We start from the raw sequence: 15,662 nt of genomic DNA, 5'->3' as shown, positions 1-15,662 counted from the left end.
TGTGACAAGATGCTGCGGCCAAGCCCCGTCAGAAAGGGACGAATTCCATGTCCAGGGTCGAGCTGACCACCAATCACGGCCGTATTGTTCTCGAGCTCCATGACGCCGAGGCGCCCAAGACCGTTGAGAACTTCCTGACGTATGTCGGCAACGGGCACTACGACGGCACCATTTTCCACCGGGTCATCAACGGGTTCATGGTTCAGGGCGGTGGGTTCACCGCCGACATGGCGCAGAAGCCGACCCTGGCTCCCATTACCAACGAGGCCGACAACGGGCTGAAGAACAACGCCTACACCGTTGCCATGGCGCGGACCAGTGACCCCCACTCGGCCACCGCCCAGTTCTTCATCAACGTCTCGGACAACGAGTTCCTCAACTACACGGCGAAGAGCCCGAGCGGCTGGGGGTACACCGTGTTCGGGCGGGTCGTCGAGGGGCAGGACGTCGTCGATCAGATCAAGCAGGTGCGGACCGGCAGCAGCCGGGGTCACCAGGACGTGCCCACCCAGCCCGTGATCATCGAGGCCGCCAAGGTCATCGGCTGAGCCGGACGGCACTGGCTCGGGTGAGCCGAAGCCGGCACGACTGACGGGACCTGCGGCTGCGGGGCAGTTGCCCACGTGGTGCGCAGGTCGCGCGGTCATGCGGTCACGCTGTCCGCTTGCGGGACGCCGTCTTCTTCGCGGTCTTTTTAGCTGTGGTTTTCTTTGCGGTGGTCTTCTTTGCCGCGGTCTTCTTCGCCGTGCTCTTCTCTGCAGCGGACTTCTGTGCAGTGGTCTTCTGTGCGGTGGTCTTCTTCGCCGCCGTGCTTTTCCTGGCCGTCGTTTTCTTCGCCGTGCTCTTCGCCGCCGTCGACTTCTTCCCCGTCGTCTCCTTCGGTGCCGCCCGCGCCGTCTTCCGTTGCCGGAGGTGTCTGACCTCCGCCTCCTCCGCGGGCTCCTCGCCCCGCGACTCCTGCGCCTCGCGCACGCTCTTCTCCAGCGCGGCCATCAGGTCCAGCACCTTGCCGCCCCGTGCCGGTTCCGGTGCCTCCGGCATCGTCTCGCCCGCGGCCTTCGCGGCGATGACCTCCTCCAGGGCCTCGCGGTACTCGTCGTGCAGGTCCTCCAGATCGACCTCGCCGAGGGTGTCCATCAGCGCGTCTGCCAGGTCGAGTTCCTTCTCGTTGACGGTGACCCTCGTGTCGGGGGCGACTCCCTCGGGGGCGCGGACCTCGTCCGGCCACAGGAGGCCGTGCATGGTGATGGCGTCCCCCACCACCCGGAGCATGCCCAGGCGCTCGCGGCCCCGTAGCGCGAACTTCGCGATCGCCACCTTGTTGCTGCGCTTGAGGGCCTCCCGCAGCAGTGTGTACGGCTTTGCGGCCGGGGCGCCGCCCGCCGCCAGGTAGTACGCGGCGTCCATCTGGAGCGGGTCGATCCGGTCTGTCGGCACGAAGGCCACGATCTCGATCGTCTTCGCCGTCGGGAGCGGCAGGTGGGCCAGGTCCTCGTCGGTGATCGGGATGATCGTGCCGTCGGCGTCCTCGTAGCCCTTGCCGATCTCCGCCCCGCTGATCTCGCGGTCCTCCAGCTCGCAGACCTTGCGGTAGCGGACGCGGCCGCCGTCCTCCAGGTGGATCTGGCGGAAGGAGATCGAGTGACTCTCGGTCGCGTTCACCAACTTGATCGGGATGCTGACCAGGCCGAACGAGATGGCGCCGTTCCAGATGGATCGCACGTGCAGCACCCTTTCGAACGGTTTGCGGCAATTTCAGATCACTTCAGCCCGAATCTTTGGGATTCTTATCGTATGACGCCGATCACAGAGGTGGAGGGGCGGCGGGTCGCGCTCAGCAATCTGGAGAAGGTGCTGTATCCCGCCACCGGGTTCACCAAGGGCGAGGTGCTGCACTACTACGCGACCACCTCGGCCGTCCTGCTGCCCCATCTGCGTGACCGGCCCCTGTCCTTCCTGCGCTATCCCGACGGGCCGGACGGGCAGATGTTCTTCGCCAAGAACGTGCCGCCGGGTACGCCCGACTGGGTCACCACCGCCGAGGTGCCCCGGTCGGAGGGGCCGGCCCGGATGGTGCTGGTGCAGGACCTGGCCAGCCTCATCTGGGCCGCGAATCTCGTCACCGAGTTCCATACACCCCAGTGGGTCATCGACGCGCCCGGCCGGGCCGACCGGCTTGTCTTCGACCTCGACCCGGGTCCGCCCGCGACCGCCGTCGAGTGCTGCGAGGTCGCCCTGTGGCTGCGGGAGCGGCTGGCGGCGGACGGGATCGAGGCGTACGCCAAGACGTCCGGGTCGAAGGGGCTGCATCTGCTGGCTGCCCTCCAGCCGTGTCCGTCCGAGGGAGCCACCGAGTACGCCAAGGAGCTCGCCGTCGAGGCCGAGAAGGCCATGCCGCGGCTCGTCGTCCACCGGATGACACGGAGCCTGCGGCCCGGGAAGGTCTTCGTCGACTGGAGCCAGAACGCCGCCCGCAAGACCACCGCCACGCCCTACACCCTGCGGGCACGGGCAGAACCGCTGGTCTCCGCGCCCGTCACCTGGAGCGAGGTGGAGGAATGCGGCGCGCCGGCACAGCTGACGTTCCGGGCACAGGATCTCGCGCCCCGCCTCCAGGACTACGGCGATCTGCTGGGCCCACTGCTCGACCGGGAGCGCGCGGGCTCACTGCCATGACGACCATGCTCGGCGGTCACGGCCGGCTCGCGCCCTGCGGCCCGTAAACGTGGCGATCCCAAGGGCCCGCCACCGCACCCGGAGCGGGCGGGCTCGCCGCCCTGACCACCTTCCGCGGTCACGGCCGGCTCACCCCGCGGCCCCGTCACGCGGTCACCCCGCGCTCACACCCGCCCCCACGTATTCCGATCCCGCGCCATCGCGTGCAAGGCCTCCACGTCCGCCGGTTTGAGCATTCCCCCCAGGCGGGCCAGGCCCGAGAGTTCCTCGTCCGTGAGGACGCGGAGGTCCCGGAGCGGGGCGGTGATCGCGACCTCAGTGGGGCCGGCGAGGGCGAGGACCGGGTGGACCTCGGCCGTCAGGGCGTAGGAGGCGCGGTCGGCGTCGGCGCGGACGCCGCGCAGCAGCGGGCGGGGTTCGTGGCGGCCCAGCGTGACGATGGGGTCGGCGACCGTGACCCGCGTCCTGCGGGCGTACAGCGCGTGGACGGCGAACAGGCCGCCGGGGCCGATCACCAGGTGATGGATACGGTCCCCGCCGGGCAGCGGGACGGAGTGCAGCGTGTGCCAGCCCGCGCCGTCGAGACGGTCCAGGGCCTCCCCCACCGTCTGTTCCGCGGCCAGCGCCCTGCGGCGCGGGTCGGGGCGCAGGCGGTGTGCCGGGCCGGGATCGCGGTCCAGGGCCACCTGGAGCGCCTCGCCGGGGCGGTTCGGCGCCAGGTCGTCGTCCGGGTGGAGGGAGAGGCGGGTGAGCTCCGCGGGGGTCGGGACGGGCGGCGGGCCCACCGCCACCGGGCCCGTGATGAAGGGTCCGAGGGCCGCGAGGATCTCGTCTCTGCGGTCCTCGCTCAGCAGGTTGACGCGAGCTGCCTCACGGTCGTACCAGGCGATGTTCCTGCCGTCCGTGAGGCATACGTACAGCCGCTCCTGACCGTGCCGCCAGGTCGGAATGACGCGCAGTCCGCTCATGCACCATCACCCCTCGACCATGGGAACAGACGGGGTGCTCCAGGGGCAAGAAGCCGGTTACCTTTGGGGATAGTTGGCTGGGGCAGGGGCTTGGGGAGGCGCCGTTGCGGACACGCAGGAATCCACCCGACGTACCGGCTCCGGACAGCCCGTGGAGTGAGATCGTGCCGGGTCTGTGGATGGGCGGGCATGAGTTCACGGGGCTCTCCGGGCAGCTCGAGTTCGCCGTCGTACGGGACCAGTTCGATCTTGTGCAGACCCTGCTGAGGCTGCCGGGGCACGGGCCCGATCCGGGCGTCGAGCATCATGTGTGGCCGATTCCCGACGGACCGCTGGACGGGACGCAGCTCGCGGGCGTGATCCGTCTGGCACAGGCCGCGTGCGAGTCGCTGGACGGGGGCCGCCGGGTCCTGGTCCGCTGTTACCACGGCTACAACCGCTCGGGCCTGGTCGTCGCGCACGCGCTGGTCCGCCTGGGGCAGCCCGCGGACGAGGCGATACGGCTGATACGGTCCCGTCGCTCGCCGTGGGCGCTGCACAACGAGCTCTTCGTCGAGTACCTCCGGGCGGGGCTGCCGACGGCCCGGCTGCTGGAGGAGCTCACCGAGTAGTCGTGCATAGGGTGTACGGGGCTGTCGACCGCCTGGCCGATGGACGGTCCCGCCGTCTCCCTCCCTCTTCCCCTTGCCCTCTTCCCCTGTTCTCCTTGCCTCTCCGCCCTCTCCCCCTTGCCCGAACCCCTGGAGCACAGTGCCCGCCCGTCGACCCGCCCCTGCCGCCGCCTTCATCGCCCTCGTGGCGGCGGCCGTCGCGGCCTGCGGTGACGCCGGCGGGCTGCGCGGGGAGGGTTCGATCCCGACCGCGACCAGCCCGGACAAGCTGTGGCCGGATCTGGCGCCGGCGTCCAGTCCGGCCTGGGACTACGACGACGGCGAGGCCGAGCTGATGAAGGGCATCGCGGTTCCTGGCGACGACATCCACAGGGTGGACCCGGTGGCCGTCGTACGGACGGAGATCGTCCAGCACCCGGACTCGTATACGGGTGCGAAGGCGCCGTACCGTGAGACGGCCCGCCGGATGACCTACTGCCGCCGGCAGGTGACCGGCGGCCGGTGTCCGGTCCTCAAGGCCTACTACCGCGATCTGACCGGCGACGGGCACGACGACCTGACACTGGGGTTCCGGCTGCTGCCCGGCCATCAGACGGCCGTACGTGTCTACACCGTCCAGGGCGGCCGGCTGGTCCAGGTCATGTCGAACGACGACGCCGTGACCGGGGTCGAGCTGGCGGGGCGGTCCGTGATCATCCGTTCGCCGTCCGACATCGCGGACTACGAGTACCGCTTCCAGTGGACCTGGGACCCTGACCAGCGCCTCATGCTGCTCACGCACGACGAGATGCTGCGCACGGGGAGCGGAAAGCACTCCCCCTCCGCGTCGGCCTCCCCCTCCCCGTCGGCGTCCGCGAGCGCGCGATGAGGCTCCCCCGGTGGGCAGGCTCGCTCGGCGCCAAGACCGCGGCCTTCATCACCGTGATGTGCTGCGCGCTCGCCGCCCTGCTCGGCGTGCTCGTGCATGTCTCGGTGACGAACCAGACGGTCGGCCAGGCCCGCGAGCTCGCGCTGGACCGGCTGGCCGAGGCGACGGCGGCGTACGAGGCCGGGGACACGCTGGTGCCGGGCACCGGTGTCGACCCGGTCGGCCTGCCGGCGCAGCTGAGGGCGCTGGCCGCGGCCGGGGGGCGCGGCACGATGGTCGGCGAGTACCGCGGGCGCCCGACGATGTGGGCGGCGGGCCCGGTGGACGGCGGGCGGGCCATCGCCGTGGAGGTCGACTACTCGCAGGGCAAGCGCACGATAGACGGGCTCGACCGGGCGATCGTGTGGTCGTCGGCGCTGGCGATCGGGGCGACACTGCTGGTCGGCGCGCTCGCGGTGACCCGGGTGACGCGGCGGCTGCACGCGACCGCGCAGGTGGCCCGGCGGATCAGCGCGGGCGACCTGGACGCACGCGTCGACGACCCTCGTACGAAGCAGCCGGCGCGGCCGCAGGACGAGGTCGCCGCGGTGGCCGCCGCGCTGGACTCCATGGCGGCGTCGCTGCAGAGCAAGCTACTGAGCGAGCAGCGGTTCACGGCGGACGTGGCGCACGAGTTGCGCACCCCGCTGACCGGACTGCACGCGGCGGCCGAACTGCTGCCGCCGGGGCGCCCGACCGAGCTGGTGCGCGACCGGGTGGCCGCGCTGCGCACGCTCACCGAGGACCTGTTGGAGATTTCCCGCCTGGACGCCGGGCGCGAGCGGCTGGACCTGGACACGGAGCAGCTGGCGGCGCTGGCCGAACGGGTGGTGCGGGCGTCGGGAACCGACTCCGACGTCAGGGTCGTACGGGACGCCCATGTGGAGACGGACCGGCGGCGTCTGGAGCGCGTGCTCGGCAATCTCGTCGCGAACGCGCATCGGCACGGACGGGCGCCGGTCGTACTGACCGTGGACGGGCCCGCCGTCACCGTGCGGGACCACGGGGACGGCTATCCGGCCTACCTCGTCGAGCACGGGCCGCAGCGGTTCCGCACGGAGGGCGGGACGAGGGGGCACGGGCTGGGGCTGACGATCGCGCTGGGGCAGGCGGAGGTGCTGGGCGCGGGGCTGGAGTTCGGGAACGCGCCGGACGGCGGGGCCTGCGCGAGGCTGACGCTGCCTCAGGGGAAGCCTGGTGCGCAGGGCCTCCCCGATGGCGCAGTGTGACGGGCGACGCCCTTCGAACGCTCCTAATGTGGCGATTGGTCAACTTAGACCCTTTCGCCCCTTTATGGAGGTATCTCTCATGCCCCTGCGCTCCTCGCTCGCCCGCCGCCTCGCCATAGCGACCGCCGCCGGCGCCCTCGTCACCGCGGCCGCGGTCACCCCCGCTGTCGCGGACGGCGACTGGGGCAGCAGCAACCAGGGCTCCCGCCCCGGCAATGGGAACGGGAACGGGAACAGCAACGGAAGCAGCAACGGCACAAGCACCGGACGCCCCACCGACGACGGGGACGGCGCCAGTCAGAGCTCGGGCCGCCCCAGCAGCACGAGCACCGGGCGCCCGACGAACAACGGGAACGGCACGAGCACGAGCTCCGGCCGCCCCAGCGACAACGGAACCGGCACGAGCTCAAGCACCGGCCGCCCCACCAACAGCGGCAACAGCACCAGCTCAAGCACCGGCCGCCCCAGCGACAACGGAACCGGCACGAGCTCAAGCACCGGCCGCCCCACCAGCACAAGCACCGGCCGCCCGACCGGCAACGGCGACAGCGCAAGCACCAGCTCAGGCCGACCCAACAGCAACAGCAGCACAAGCTCAGGCAGGCCCAACAGCAACAGCAACAGCAGCACCAGCAGCGGACGCCCGACCGGCAATGGCGACAGCAGCAGCACCAGCTCCGGCCGCCCCGACAGCGGCGGTGGCCGCCCCGGTGACCAGCAGGGTCAGACCCTCTACCGAGGTGTCGTCACGGCCAGCTCACTCGCCCTGCGCAGCGCGCCGAACCGTGGCGGGCAGATCATCCGGTACGCGGAGCGGGGCGAGGTCGTCTCCATCTTCTGCAAGACCCCGGGCGAGAACATCGACGGCAACCCGCTCTGGTACCTGCTCACCGACGGCACCTGGGCCTGGGGCGCCGCCCGCTACATCGACAACATCGGCGCCGCGCCACGCTGGTGCTGACGACAGAGGCATTCAAGACACCTCATTTAGGTAAGTTCCGGACATGACCAACGCCGGAACCACCGTGGAGCGGGCGGACCCGCCCGCTCCAGCGGTCCGTCTCCCCCGGCGCCGTGGCATCGAACTGGCCCTCATCGTCCTGGCCGTCCTCCTGTCCGTGTACGGCTACTGCGGCGTCGGCCTCGCCAAGAACGGCACCGTCCCGCCCGGCGCCGCCGGTTACGGCGCCGGGCTCGGGGTGCTCGCACTCCTCGCGCATTTCGCGGTGCGGCTGCGCGCCCCGTACGCCGACCCGCTGCTGCTGCCGATCGGTGTCCTGCTCAACGGCCTCGGGCTGGTCCTGATCTACCGTCTCGACCTGGAGACGCCCGGCGACAAGGCGGCCCCGGCCCAACTGGTGTGGTCGACGCTCGGGGTGACCCTCTTCATCGTCATCGTCGTCCTGCTGCGCGACCACCGTGTGCTCCAGCGCTACGCCTACGTCTGCGTCGTGGGAGCGCTCGGCCTCCTCACCCTGCCGATCTTCTTCCCGGCCGTGAACGGCGCCCGTATCTGGATCCGGATCGCCGGATTCTCCATCCAGCCCGGCGAGTTCGCGAAGGTGCTGCTCGCGGTGTTCTACGCCGCGTATCTGGCCGCCAACCGCAACGCGCTGGCGTACGCGGGCCGGCAGATCTGGAGGTTCAAGAGGCTTCAGCTCCCCACCGGCCGCGTGCTCGGCCCCATCGTCACCATCTGGCTGCTGAGCGTCGGTGTCCTGGTCCTGGAGCGGGATCTCGGCACCTCGCTGCTGTTCTTCGGGCTGTTCGTGGTCCTGCTGTACGTCGCCACCGGCCGCACCGGATGGATCGCCGTCGGCCTGCTGCTCGCCGCGCTGGGTGCGGCCGCCGTCGGCTGGCTGGAGCCGCATGTGCACGGCAGGATCGAGGACTGGCTGCACCCGTTCGCGACCATCGAGGCGGGGCAGGGGCCCAACCAACTGGCCCAGTCCCTGTTCGCGTTCGCCGCCGGCGGCATCCTCGGCGCCGGCCTCGGCCTCGGCCACTCGATCCTCATCGGCTTCGCGGCGAAGTCGGACTTCATCCTGGCGACGGCGGGCGAGGAGCTGGGCCTGGCCGGGCTCTCCGCGATCTTCCTGCTGTACGGGCTTCTCGTGGAGCGGGGCTACCGGGCGGGCCTGGCCCTGCGCGACCCCTTCGGCCGGCTGCTCGCGGTCGGGCTGGCCTCCATCGTGGCGCTCCAGGTGTTCGTGATCGCGGGCGGGGTGACCGGGCTGATCCCGCTGACCGGCATGGCGATGCCGTTCCTCGCGCAGGGCGGCTCGTCGGTGGTGACCAACTGGGCGATCGTGGCGCTGCTGATCCGGGTGAGCGACTCGGCCCGCAGCCAGTACGACGGGGAGGACGTCTCATGACGCGGTACATCCGTCTCGCCGCCGTCTTCTGCGCCCTGCTGCTGGCGCTCCTGGTGAACGCGACCCGCGTCCAGGTCTTCCAGGCCGGGTCGTACGACGACAACCCGGCCAACCGCCGCCAGGACATCGCCCGTTACGACCACCCGCGCGGCGACATCCTGGTCGGCGGCGTACCGGTCACCGGTTCCACGGACACCGGCGAGCAGCTGCGCTACGAACGGTCCTACCGGAACGGCCCGTTGTACGCGCCCGTCACCGGCTTCGCCTCGCAGGAGTACGGCACGGCGTTCCTGGAGCACTCCGAGGACGCGGTGCTGTCCGGCACGGATCCGATGCTCTCGCCGTTCCCGCTGTGGAACGAGCTGATCCGGGCCCGGAGCCCGGGCGGCGACGTCGTGACCACGCTCAACCGGGCCGCGCAGCAGGCGGCGTACTCGATGCTGGGCCGGCGCAAGGGCGCGGTGACCGCGATCGAACCGGCCACCGGGAGGATCCTGGCGCTGGTGTCCACTCCGTCGTACGACCCCGCGGTGCTGTCCGGGAACGGGTCGGCGGTGGAGCGGTCCTGGGCGCGGCTGAACGACGACCGGGACAAGCCGATGCTCAACCGGGCCGTACGGCAGACCTATCCGCCGGGTTCGACGTTCAAGGTGGTCACCGCGGCGGCGGCGCTGGACTCGGGCGTGATCGCGGACGTGGACGCGCCGACCGACTCCCCGGCGCCGTACCGCCTGCCCGGGACGACGACCTCGCTGACGAACGAGAGCGAGGGGTGCGAGGACGCCTCGCTGCGGGCCGCGTTCGAGTGGTCGTGCAACACGGTGTTCGCCAGGCTGGGCGTGGACGTGGGGGTGGACATGATGACGGCCACCGCGCGGAACTTCGGCTTCAACGACACGGCGTTGCGGATCCCGTTCTCCGTCGCACAGAGCACCTTCGACACCTCGGTCGACAGGGCGCAGCTCGCGCTGTCGTCGATCGGGCAGTACAACACGCGGGCCACGCCGTTGCAGATGGCGATGGTGTCGGCGGCGGTGGCGAACGGCGGGCAGCTGGTGTCGCCGTACCTGGTGGAGGACACGACGACGGCAAGCGGCGCGGCCCTCACCACGACCCGCTCCCACCCGGTGCGGCAGGCCATGTATCCGGCGACCGCGATGCGGATGCAGGAGCTGATGGAGGACGTGGTGCGGGAAGGGACCGGCGGGAACGCCGCGATCCCCGGCGCCCGGGTCGGCGGCAAGACCGGCACCGCCCAGCACGGCATCGGCAACTCCGGTGTGCCGTACGCCTGGTTCGTGTCCTGGGCGCAGGGCTACGACGACCTGGAGCCGAGGGTGGCGGTCGCGGTGGTGGTGGAGGACGGGTCGGCGGACCGGGGGGACATCAGCGGGGGCGGGATGGCGGCGCCGATCGCCCGGGCGGTGATGGAGGCCGTGCTGAACTCACCTTCGGAGCACAGCCGTTGACGGCTCCTGGACGAGTTTGGCGGGCAGGGCGACATAGGCCGTGACGCCCGCGCCCTGGGTGGGCCGCAGTTCGACATGGGCGCCGAGTCGGGCGGCGAGGGCGCCGACGACATGGTGGCCGAGAAACCGGGTGGTGGCGGTGTGCAGGGCGCTGTTCCTTCCGGACAGCAGGTCGTTGGCCTCCCGGATACGTTCCTCGGTCATCCCGATGCCGCGGTCGAGCACGGCGAGGCAGTACTCGCCGCCGTCGCGCCAGCCGTAGACCTCGACGGGCTGGTGGGGCGGGCTGAACATCAGCGCGTTCTCCACCAGCTCGGCCAGCAGATGGGAGAGTTCGGCGACCGAGTGGCCGCGGATTCCGCACTGCTCGATGTCGACGGAGGTCACCCGCCGGTACTGCTCGACCTCGGAGACCGCCGAGCGCACCACATCGGAGACGGGCACCGTCCCCGACCACGAGCGGGCGGGGGTCTCCTCTCCGGCGAGGACGAGCAGCGACTCGGCGTTGCGCCGCATCCGGGTGGCGAGATGGTCGAGCTCGAAGAGTTCGGCGAGCGCGTCCGGGTCGAGTTCCTGGCTCTCCAGAGTGGTGATCAGGCCGAGCTGGCGGCTGAGGAGCGCCTGGTTGCGGCGGCCCAGGCTGGCCAGTGACTCGGTGCTGGTGCGGCGCAGAACCGCCTGCTCGGCGGCGAGGCCGACGGCGGTCCGTTCGACGTTGCGCAGGGCGGCCGCCAGCCGGTCGATCTCCCGGGCGCTGTCCTTGACCCGCGGCGCGCCCCGCGGTGCGTCGGCCCCGGCGGCGGGCAGGGCGTCGGGACCGGCCTCCTGGATGCGCCGGACCGCGGCGGGCAGACGGGTACCGGCGACCGCGTCCGCCTCGTCGGCGAGGGCGCCCAGGGGGCGGGTGATGGAGCGGGCCGAGAACACCGCGAGGGCGCCGGCCACGGCGAGGATCAGCGCGCCGAGGGCGAGGAAGCCGACGAGCTGGCGGGTGGCGGCGTCGCCGGTCTCCTCGGCGCGGTCGCGCACGGCGTCACCCGTCTGCTTCTGCACGTCGTGCAGATCGTCGACGAGCCTGGTCATGTCGGCCCACCAGGCGGCGGGGGCGACATCGGTCGCGGAGCCGCCGGCGGCGCGCTCGGCGTTCTGCTCGTAGGAGGCGACCCGGCGGGCCGCAGGCGTCTCGAACGCGGCGTCGAGGGCGGCCGTCCGGGCGGGGGCGGCGAGTTGACGGAACTGTGCGAGCTGGGCCACGCGGGTGGCGCGGATCTCGGTGAAGTCGAGGTACTCGCCGGAGCGGAACCGTCCGGCGGCGAACACGCCGTTGAGGGAGCCCCGTTCGAGGGCGACGGCTTCGGTGGCGCGGGCGAGGGCCTGCAACGCCTGCACGCCCTGGGTGATACGGCGGTCCCCGGTGGGTGCGCCGGCGGCCTCGGCGTCGATCAGGGCGGTGACGGCCTTGGTGTACGTGGTCAGGGTGCGGGTGCGGTCGGCGGTGCGGGAGTCGACGCCGGCCCGCAGACCGGCCAGCCCGGCGAGGGGCACCCGGGTGGCGTCGAGGGCGGAGACGGCGGTCTGCGGCAGATCGTCGCGCGCGCCCGCGAGTGCGGTCCTGAGCCGGTCCCGCGCGCGGTCGGTGTGTTCCCGCTGGGCGCGTACGTCGTCCCGGTATTCCTCGGCGCCGCCCAACAGCCCGTTGGTGAGCCCGCGTTCGCGCTGCACCTCCCGTACGAGATCCTGCACGCGCAGCAGGACGCCGACGTGTGTCTCGGTCTCACGGGCGGCGGACCAGTCGGTGGCGCGGTCGGCGACGCCGAGGCCGGTCAGGGCGAGCAGAAGGCAGGTCGGGACGGCCAGGACGATGGCCATGCGGCCGCGGATGGAGTTCCAGCCGGGCAGGGCGGTCGGTCGGACGGTGGCCGGTCGCAGGGCGGCAGACCGGAGGCTGGGCAGTAAGTTCCCCGTCATGCCCCGTGAGGTTACGGCGGGGGCGGTCAGGGGGCGGTTTCCCTTCCGTAAGACGGTGGTTCACAGGTACTCACGTCTGGGGCGGGAGCGCCGTGAGAGCCGGGCAATGCTCACGTGATGAGACGCGTCTGGGCCCGGCCCGGGCTCCCGACCTATCGTTCGGTTCATGACGACATCCGCCGCGTACCAACTCGCCCAGGTCAACATCGCCCGCCTCAAAGCCCCGTTGGACTCACCGCAGTTGAAGGACTTCGTCGACAGCCTCGACCCCGTGAACGCGGACGCCGACGCCGCCGACGGCTTCGTCTGGCGCCTCCAGGACGACTCCGGCGACGCGACGGACGTGGCCGTCTTCGGCGACGAGTGGCTGATCATCAACATGTCGGTGTGGCGCGACACGAACGCCCTGACCGCGTTCATGTACCAGGGCCGCCACCGGGAGATGCTGGCCCGCCGCCGCGAGTGGTTCGAGCGGGTGCAGGAAGCCATGGCGGTCCTGTGGTGGGTCCCGGCGGGCCACCGCCCGACAGTCGCCGAGGCGGAGTCCCGCCTCCTCCACCTCCGCACCCACGGCCCCACCCCGTACGCCTTCACCTTCCGCACGTCCTTCGCACCGGGGGCGGCGGAACCGGTCGCGATGGCGGTTCCCGAGGATCTGGGGTGCTCGGTCTAGTCGGATGCAGGTTCCTCCGGAGGAGCGCCGAGCGGCGGTCGGCCGTTGATCGCGGTCAGGTCGATGGTGAGAGGGAAGGGGACGGTCAGCTTCAACTGGTCGTGGTGAATGCCGGTGAGGCTGTAGGCGTCGGTGGACTTGTCGAGCTCGTAGACGTAGACCACGGGCAGTCCCCCGCTCTCTTCCACACGCCAGAAGTGCCGAATCCCCGCCTCGGCGTACTTCACGGGCTTGACCTTGCGGTCTCGTTCCTCGGAGTCGTCCGAGACGACTTCGACGGCGAGGACGACCTCGTCGGGATGCAGCCAGGTCTGCCGCGGTCCGGTGTCGGCGTCCGCCCGGATCACCAATACGTCGGGCTCCGGCCGGTTGCGCCGGTCGAGCCTGACGCTGAACTCACGGTCGACGTCGAACGCATCGGGTGCCTGGCTCAGCAGAGCGTGCTCCAGCAGTCGCAGAGTGCGCATGTGGAATCGGGTCTGCGGACTCACGAGGATGAGGCTCCCGTCGATCAGCTCCGTATGCGGAGGAAGATTCGGGAGTCGGTCCAGGTCGTCCGCCGTCCAGCCGCCGGCCGGCGGACGAGGCCACTCGTAGTCGTCGTCCAGCCCGTACTCGCGTGCGGCGCTCATGATTACTCCCATGCGGCGGAGCCTGGCAGATACGACCAGCCTACCCAGGCAGAACGCCGGTCCGCCGCTCCAGGGAGTGATCATCGAGCACGCGGTTGACGCTCAGGTCATTCGATCGCCTTCAGCATCTCCGAGCGGATCTGGAGCGTGGTCTTCGCGGCGGCCTCCAGGTCGATGTCGGCGGGGTCCTTCGACATCGTGTCGACCGTCACCTCGGCCACCGACGCGCCGGTGTTGTCGTCCGTCCAGCCGCAGACCGGGACCGTCAGTTCCGTGCCGAGCTGGGTCTGGGTGAGGACCTCGCAGGTGACCGTGATGCCGCCCGAGCCGGTCGGGTGGAAGTCCTTCGGCGGTACGGCCACCTTCGCGCCGCCGCCCTCCGCCGCGCCCTTCATCATGTTGTCGCGGGCCTCGTCGGTGTTCTTGAACCGGCCGTACATGCCGGAGACGACCAGGGTTCCCTTGTTCTCGTCGCCGTCCAGGCTGTACTGGCCGACCACGGCGCCGGCAATCTTGGCGTCCCAGGCCCCGTCGGCCTCGTCCTCGATCTTCTGTCCTTCGGAGTCGGACAGGTCCTGGGTGAGCTCGTAGCGCCCGTCGACCAGTGTCTCGGGGAGACTCAGGACGAACTTGGCCTCGGGGAAGCTGTTCTGGGCCGCCGTTCCGATCATCGCGAGGATGGCGACGATCGCGATGACCCCGCCCAGGGATCCGCCCACGATCCCGAGGATCAGACCGGTCCGGCGCTTCTTCTCAGGCGGCGGGACCATCGGGGGCGCCCCCCAGCCGCCGTAGGGCTGACCGGGCACACCGGGTTGACCGGGCATACCGGGCTGACCCGGCTGGGGGTACGGGGCCGCTCCGTACGGCGGGGCGGGCTGCTGCTGACCGTAGGGCCCGGGCGGGCCGCCGTACGGACCGCCGTAAGGGCCCTGGGGCGGCTGCTGGCCGTACGGGTTCTGAGGCTGTGAGGGCGTGGACACGCCAGAACGTTACTGCAAGGGGGTGCCAGCGAAGCCACCCGTATCGGCTGATCCGTCAGGACTCGGGCACTCCCGCTTCGATGGCCCGCTCCACCTCCGCCACCCGCTCCGCCTCCTCCGCCGCGAAGCGTTCCTCGTCCAGTTTCTCGGCGATCTCCTCGTCCTGGGCCATCAGCAGGTCGAGGTTCGAGTCGCCCATCTCGAAGACACCCATGTCGGCATAGGCCTGCTGGAGGCGCTTGCCCCACAGGCCGATGTCCTTGACGCACGGCACGATGCGGGAGAAGAGCAGCTTGCGGAACAGGGCGAGGAATTCGGACTGCTCGCTGTACTGCTCGGCCTCCGCCTTCGGAATGCCGAAGTTCTCCAGGACCTCCACTCCGCGCAGCCGGTCGCGCATCAAGTAGCAGCCCTCGATGACGAATTCCTCGCGTTCGCGCAATTCGGCGTCGCTCAGCTGCCGGTAGTGGTCGCGCAGCGCCATGCGGCCGAAGGCCACATGGCGGGCCTCGTCCTGCATGACGTACGAAAGGATCTGCTTCGGCAGCGGTTCGTCGGTCGTGTCGCGGATCATGCCGAAGGCCGCCAGCGCCAGCCCCTCGATGAGGACCTGCATCCCCAGGTACGGCATGTCCCAGCGAGAGTCGCGCAGGGTGTCCCCCAGCAGGGACTGGAGGTTGTCGTTGATCGGGTAGAGCATGCCGATCTTCTCGCGCAGGAAGCGGCCGTAGATCTCGGCGTGCCGTGCCTCGTCCATCGTCTGGGTCGCCGAGTAGAACTTCGCGTCGAGGTCGGGGACCGACTCGACGATACGGGCCGCGCAGATCATCGCTCCCTGCTCGCCGTGCAGGAACTGGCTGAACTGCCAGGAGGCGTAGTGCTTGCGCAGTTCGCCCTTGTCCTGGTCGGTCAGCTTCGACCAGTGCGGGGTGCCGTAGAGGGACAGGGCTTCGTCGGGGGTGCCGAGCGGGTCGTCCGGGTCGACCTCAAGGGCCCAGTCGATGCGTTTGTGGCCGTCCCACTGCTTGTCCTTGCCCTTCTGGTACAGGGCGAGGAGACGCTCTCTGCCGTCGTCGTACTCCCAGTTGAAACGTGCCGCGCCGGTCGCGGGCACCTGCCAGAGGGCGGCTCCGTGGTCCATGGCGTACAGGTCGTGGGTCGGCATGTTTCG

The 15,662-nt window shown here is 70.7% G+C and carries 15 protein-coding genes; 9 read left to right on the top strand and 6 right to left on the bottom strand.

Annotation, left to right across the window (positions count from 1 at the left end):
- Positions 1 to 47 precede the first annotated feature (47 nt).
- A complete protein-coding gene (locus F7R91_RS21785; protein ID WP_150950770.1) occupies positions 48 to 548 on the top strand; it encodes a peptidylprolyl isomerase in 501 nt (166 codons plus the stop codon).
- Positions 549 to 651: 103 nt separating this feature from the next.
- Here the strand turns inward: F7R91_RS21785 and ku are convergent, their stop codons facing one another.
- On the bottom strand, positions 652 to 1,722 hold the full coding sequence (gene ku, locus F7R91_RS21780) for a non-homologous end joining protein Ku (RefSeq protein WP_456243069.1): 1,071 nt from the start codon (positions 1,720 to 1,722) through the stop codon (positions 652 to 654).
- A gap of 72 nt (positions 1,723 to 1,794) precedes the next feature.
- Between ku and ligD the strand changes: the two genes are divergently transcribed.
- Complete coding sequence (gene ligD, locus F7R91_RS21775; protein ID WP_150950768.1) at positions 1,795 to 2,676, top strand: non-homologous end-joining DNA ligase; 882 nt, start codon at positions 1,795 to 1,797, stop codon at positions 2,674 to 2,676.
- Between the two features lie 164 nt (positions 2,677 to 2,840).
- On the opposite strand, the gene F7R91_RS21770 is transcribed toward ligD, so the two are convergent.
- Positions 2,841 to 3,644, bottom strand: a complete 804-nt coding sequence (locus tag F7R91_RS21770) for a nuclease-related domain-containing protein (RefSeq protein WP_150950767.1) — start codon at positions 3,642 to 3,644, stop codon at positions 2,841 to 2,843.
- A 104-nt stretch (positions 3,645 to 3,748) separates the two neighbouring features.
- Between F7R91_RS21770 and F7R91_RS21765 the strand changes: the two genes are divergently transcribed.
- The 6 genes from F7R91_RS21765 to F7R91_RS21730 all read left to right on the top strand — a co-directional run bounded on the left by F7R91_RS21765 (position 3,749) and on the right by F7R91_RS21730 (position 10,235).
- Positions 3,749 to 4,255, top strand: a complete 507-nt coding sequence (locus F7R91_RS21765) for a protein-tyrosine phosphatase family protein (RefSeq protein WP_150950766.1) — start codon at positions 3,749 to 3,751, stop codon at positions 4,253 to 4,255.
- 139 nt (positions 4,256 to 4,394) lie between these two features.
- On the top strand, positions 4,395 to 5,123 hold the full coding sequence (locus tag F7R91_RS21760; RefSeq protein ID WP_150950765.1) for a hypothetical protein: 729 nt from the start codon (positions 4,395 to 4,397) through the stop codon (positions 5,121 to 5,123).
- Positions 5,120 to 6,391 carry an ATP-binding protein gene (locus tag F7R91_RS21755; RefSeq protein WP_150950764.1) on the top strand — a complete coding sequence of 424 codons (1,272 nt, stop codon included), beginning with the start codon at positions 5,120 to 5,122 and terminating at the stop codon, positions 6,389 to 6,391. Before F7R91_RS21760 ends, F7R91_RS21755 begins: the two co-directional genes overlap by 4 nt.
- A 79-nt stretch (positions 6,392 to 6,470) precedes the next feature.
- A complete protein-coding gene (locus F7R91_RS44285) occupies positions 6,471 to 7,352 on the top strand; it encodes an SH3 domain-containing protein (RefSeq protein ID WP_408056053.1) in 882 nt (293 codons plus the stop codon).
- 43 nt (positions 7,353 to 7,395) lie between these two features.
- Positions 7,396 to 8,766: an FtsW/RodA/SpoVE family cell cycle protein gene (locus F7R91_RS21735; RefSeq protein ID WP_150950763.1), complete on the top strand. Its 1,371-nt coding sequence runs from the start codon at positions 7,396 to 7,398 to the stop codon at positions 8,764 to 8,766.
- Positions 8,763 to 10,235, top strand: coding sequence for a peptidoglycan D,D-transpeptidase FtsI family protein (locus tag F7R91_RS21730; protein WP_150950762.1), 1,473 nt, complete (start codon positions 8,763 to 8,765; stop codon positions 10,233 to 10,235). Before F7R91_RS21735 ends, F7R91_RS21730 begins: the two co-directional genes overlap by 4 nt.
- On the opposite strand, the gene F7R91_RS21725 is transcribed toward F7R91_RS21730, so the two are convergent.
- Entirely contained in the window at positions 10,212 to 12,203 is a 1,992-nt protein-coding gene (locus tag F7R91_RS21725) for a sensor histidine kinase (protein WP_191971586.1), read from the bottom strand. The genes F7R91_RS21730 and F7R91_RS21725 overlap by 24 nt on opposite strands.
- A 166-nt stretch (positions 12,204 to 12,369) precedes the next feature.
- On the opposite strand from F7R91_RS21725, the gene F7R91_RS21715 reads away from it, so the two are divergent.
- The gene (locus F7R91_RS21715; protein WP_150950759.1) at positions 12,370 to 12,876 is read left to right on the top strand and encodes a DUF3291 domain-containing protein; all 507 of its coding nucleotides are present in this window, start codon (positions 12,370 to 12,372) and stop codon (positions 12,874 to 12,876) included.
- On the opposite strand, the gene F7R91_RS21710 is transcribed toward F7R91_RS21715, so the two are convergent.
- The 3 genes from F7R91_RS21710 to F7R91_RS21700 all read right to left on the bottom strand — a co-directional run bounded on the left by F7R91_RS21710 (position 12,873) and on the right by F7R91_RS21700 (position 15,656).
- Entirely contained in the window at positions 12,873 to 13,508 is a 636-nt protein-coding gene (locus tag F7R91_RS21710; RefSeq protein ID WP_150950758.1) for a Uma2 family endonuclease, read from the bottom strand. The genes F7R91_RS21715 and F7R91_RS21710 overlap by 4 nt on opposite strands.
- A 107-nt stretch (positions 13,509 to 13,615) precedes the next feature.
- The gene (locus F7R91_RS21705; RefSeq protein WP_150950757.1) at positions 13,616 to 14,491 is read right to left on the bottom strand and encodes a hypothetical protein; all 876 of its coding nucleotides are present in this window, start codon (positions 14,489 to 14,491) and stop codon (positions 13,616 to 13,618) included.
- Between the two features lie 55 nt (positions 14,492 to 14,546).
- Positions 14,547 to 15,656: a ferritin-like domain-containing protein gene (locus tag F7R91_RS21700; RefSeq protein WP_150950756.1), complete on the bottom strand. Its 1,110-nt coding sequence runs from the start codon at positions 15,654 to 15,656 to the stop codon at positions 14,547 to 14,549.
- Between the last annotated feature and the right edge of the window lie 6 nt (positions 15,657 to 15,662).

Source organism: Streptomyces luteolifulvus (assembly GCF_008806595.1).
GTDB lineage: Bacteria > Actinomycetota > Actinomycetes > Streptomycetales > Streptomycetaceae > Streptomyces > Streptomyces luteolifulvus.
The sequence above is the reverse complement of the archived record's forward strand: the minus strand, read 5'-3'. Positions and strand labels throughout refer to the sequence as shown.

Bases quoted from the DNA above. Each gene is read 5' to 3' on its own strand.
- F7R91_RS21785 (WP_150950770.1), top strand. From the start codon at position 48: ATGTCCAGGGTCGAGCTGACCACCAATCACGGCCGTATTGTTCTCGAG.
- ligD (WP_150950768.1), top strand. From the start codon at position 1,795: ATGACGCCGATCACAGAGGTGGAGGGGCGGCGGGTCGCGCTCAGCAAT.
- F7R91_RS21770 (WP_150950767.1), bottom strand. From the start codon at position 3,644: ATGAGCGGACTGCGCGTCATTCCGACCTGGCGGCACGGTCAGGAGCGG.
- F7R91_RS21755 (WP_150950764.1), top strand. From the start codon at position 5,120: ATGAGGCTCCCCCGGTGGGCAGGCTCGCTCGGCGCCAAGACCGCGGCC.
- F7R91_RS44285 (WP_408056053.1), top strand. From the start codon at position 6,471: ATGCCCCTGCGCTCCTCGCTCGCCCGCCGCCTCGCCATAGCGACCGCC.
- F7R91_RS21735 (WP_150950763.1), top strand. From the start codon at position 7,396: ATGACCAACGCCGGAACCACCGTGGAGCGGGCGGACCCGCCCGCTCCA.
- F7R91_RS21730 (WP_150950762.1), top strand. From the start codon at position 8,763: ATGACGCGGTACATCCGTCTCGCCGCCGTCTTCTGCGCCCTGCTGCTG.
- F7R91_RS21725 (WP_191971586.1), bottom strand. From the start codon at position 12,203: ATGACGGGGAACTTACTGCCCAGCCTCCGGTCTGCCGCCCTGCGACCG.
- F7R91_RS21715 (WP_150950759.1), top strand. From the start codon at position 12,370: ATGACGACATCCGCCGCGTACCAACTCGCCCAGGTCAACATCGCCCGC.
- F7R91_RS21710 (WP_150950758.1), bottom strand. From the start codon at position 13,508: ATGAGCGCCGCACGCGAGTACGGGCTGGACGACGACTACGAGTGGCCT.
- F7R91_RS21700 (WP_150950756.1), bottom strand. From the start codon at position 15,656: ATGCCGACCCACGACCTGTACGCCATGGACCACGGAGCCGCCCTCTGG.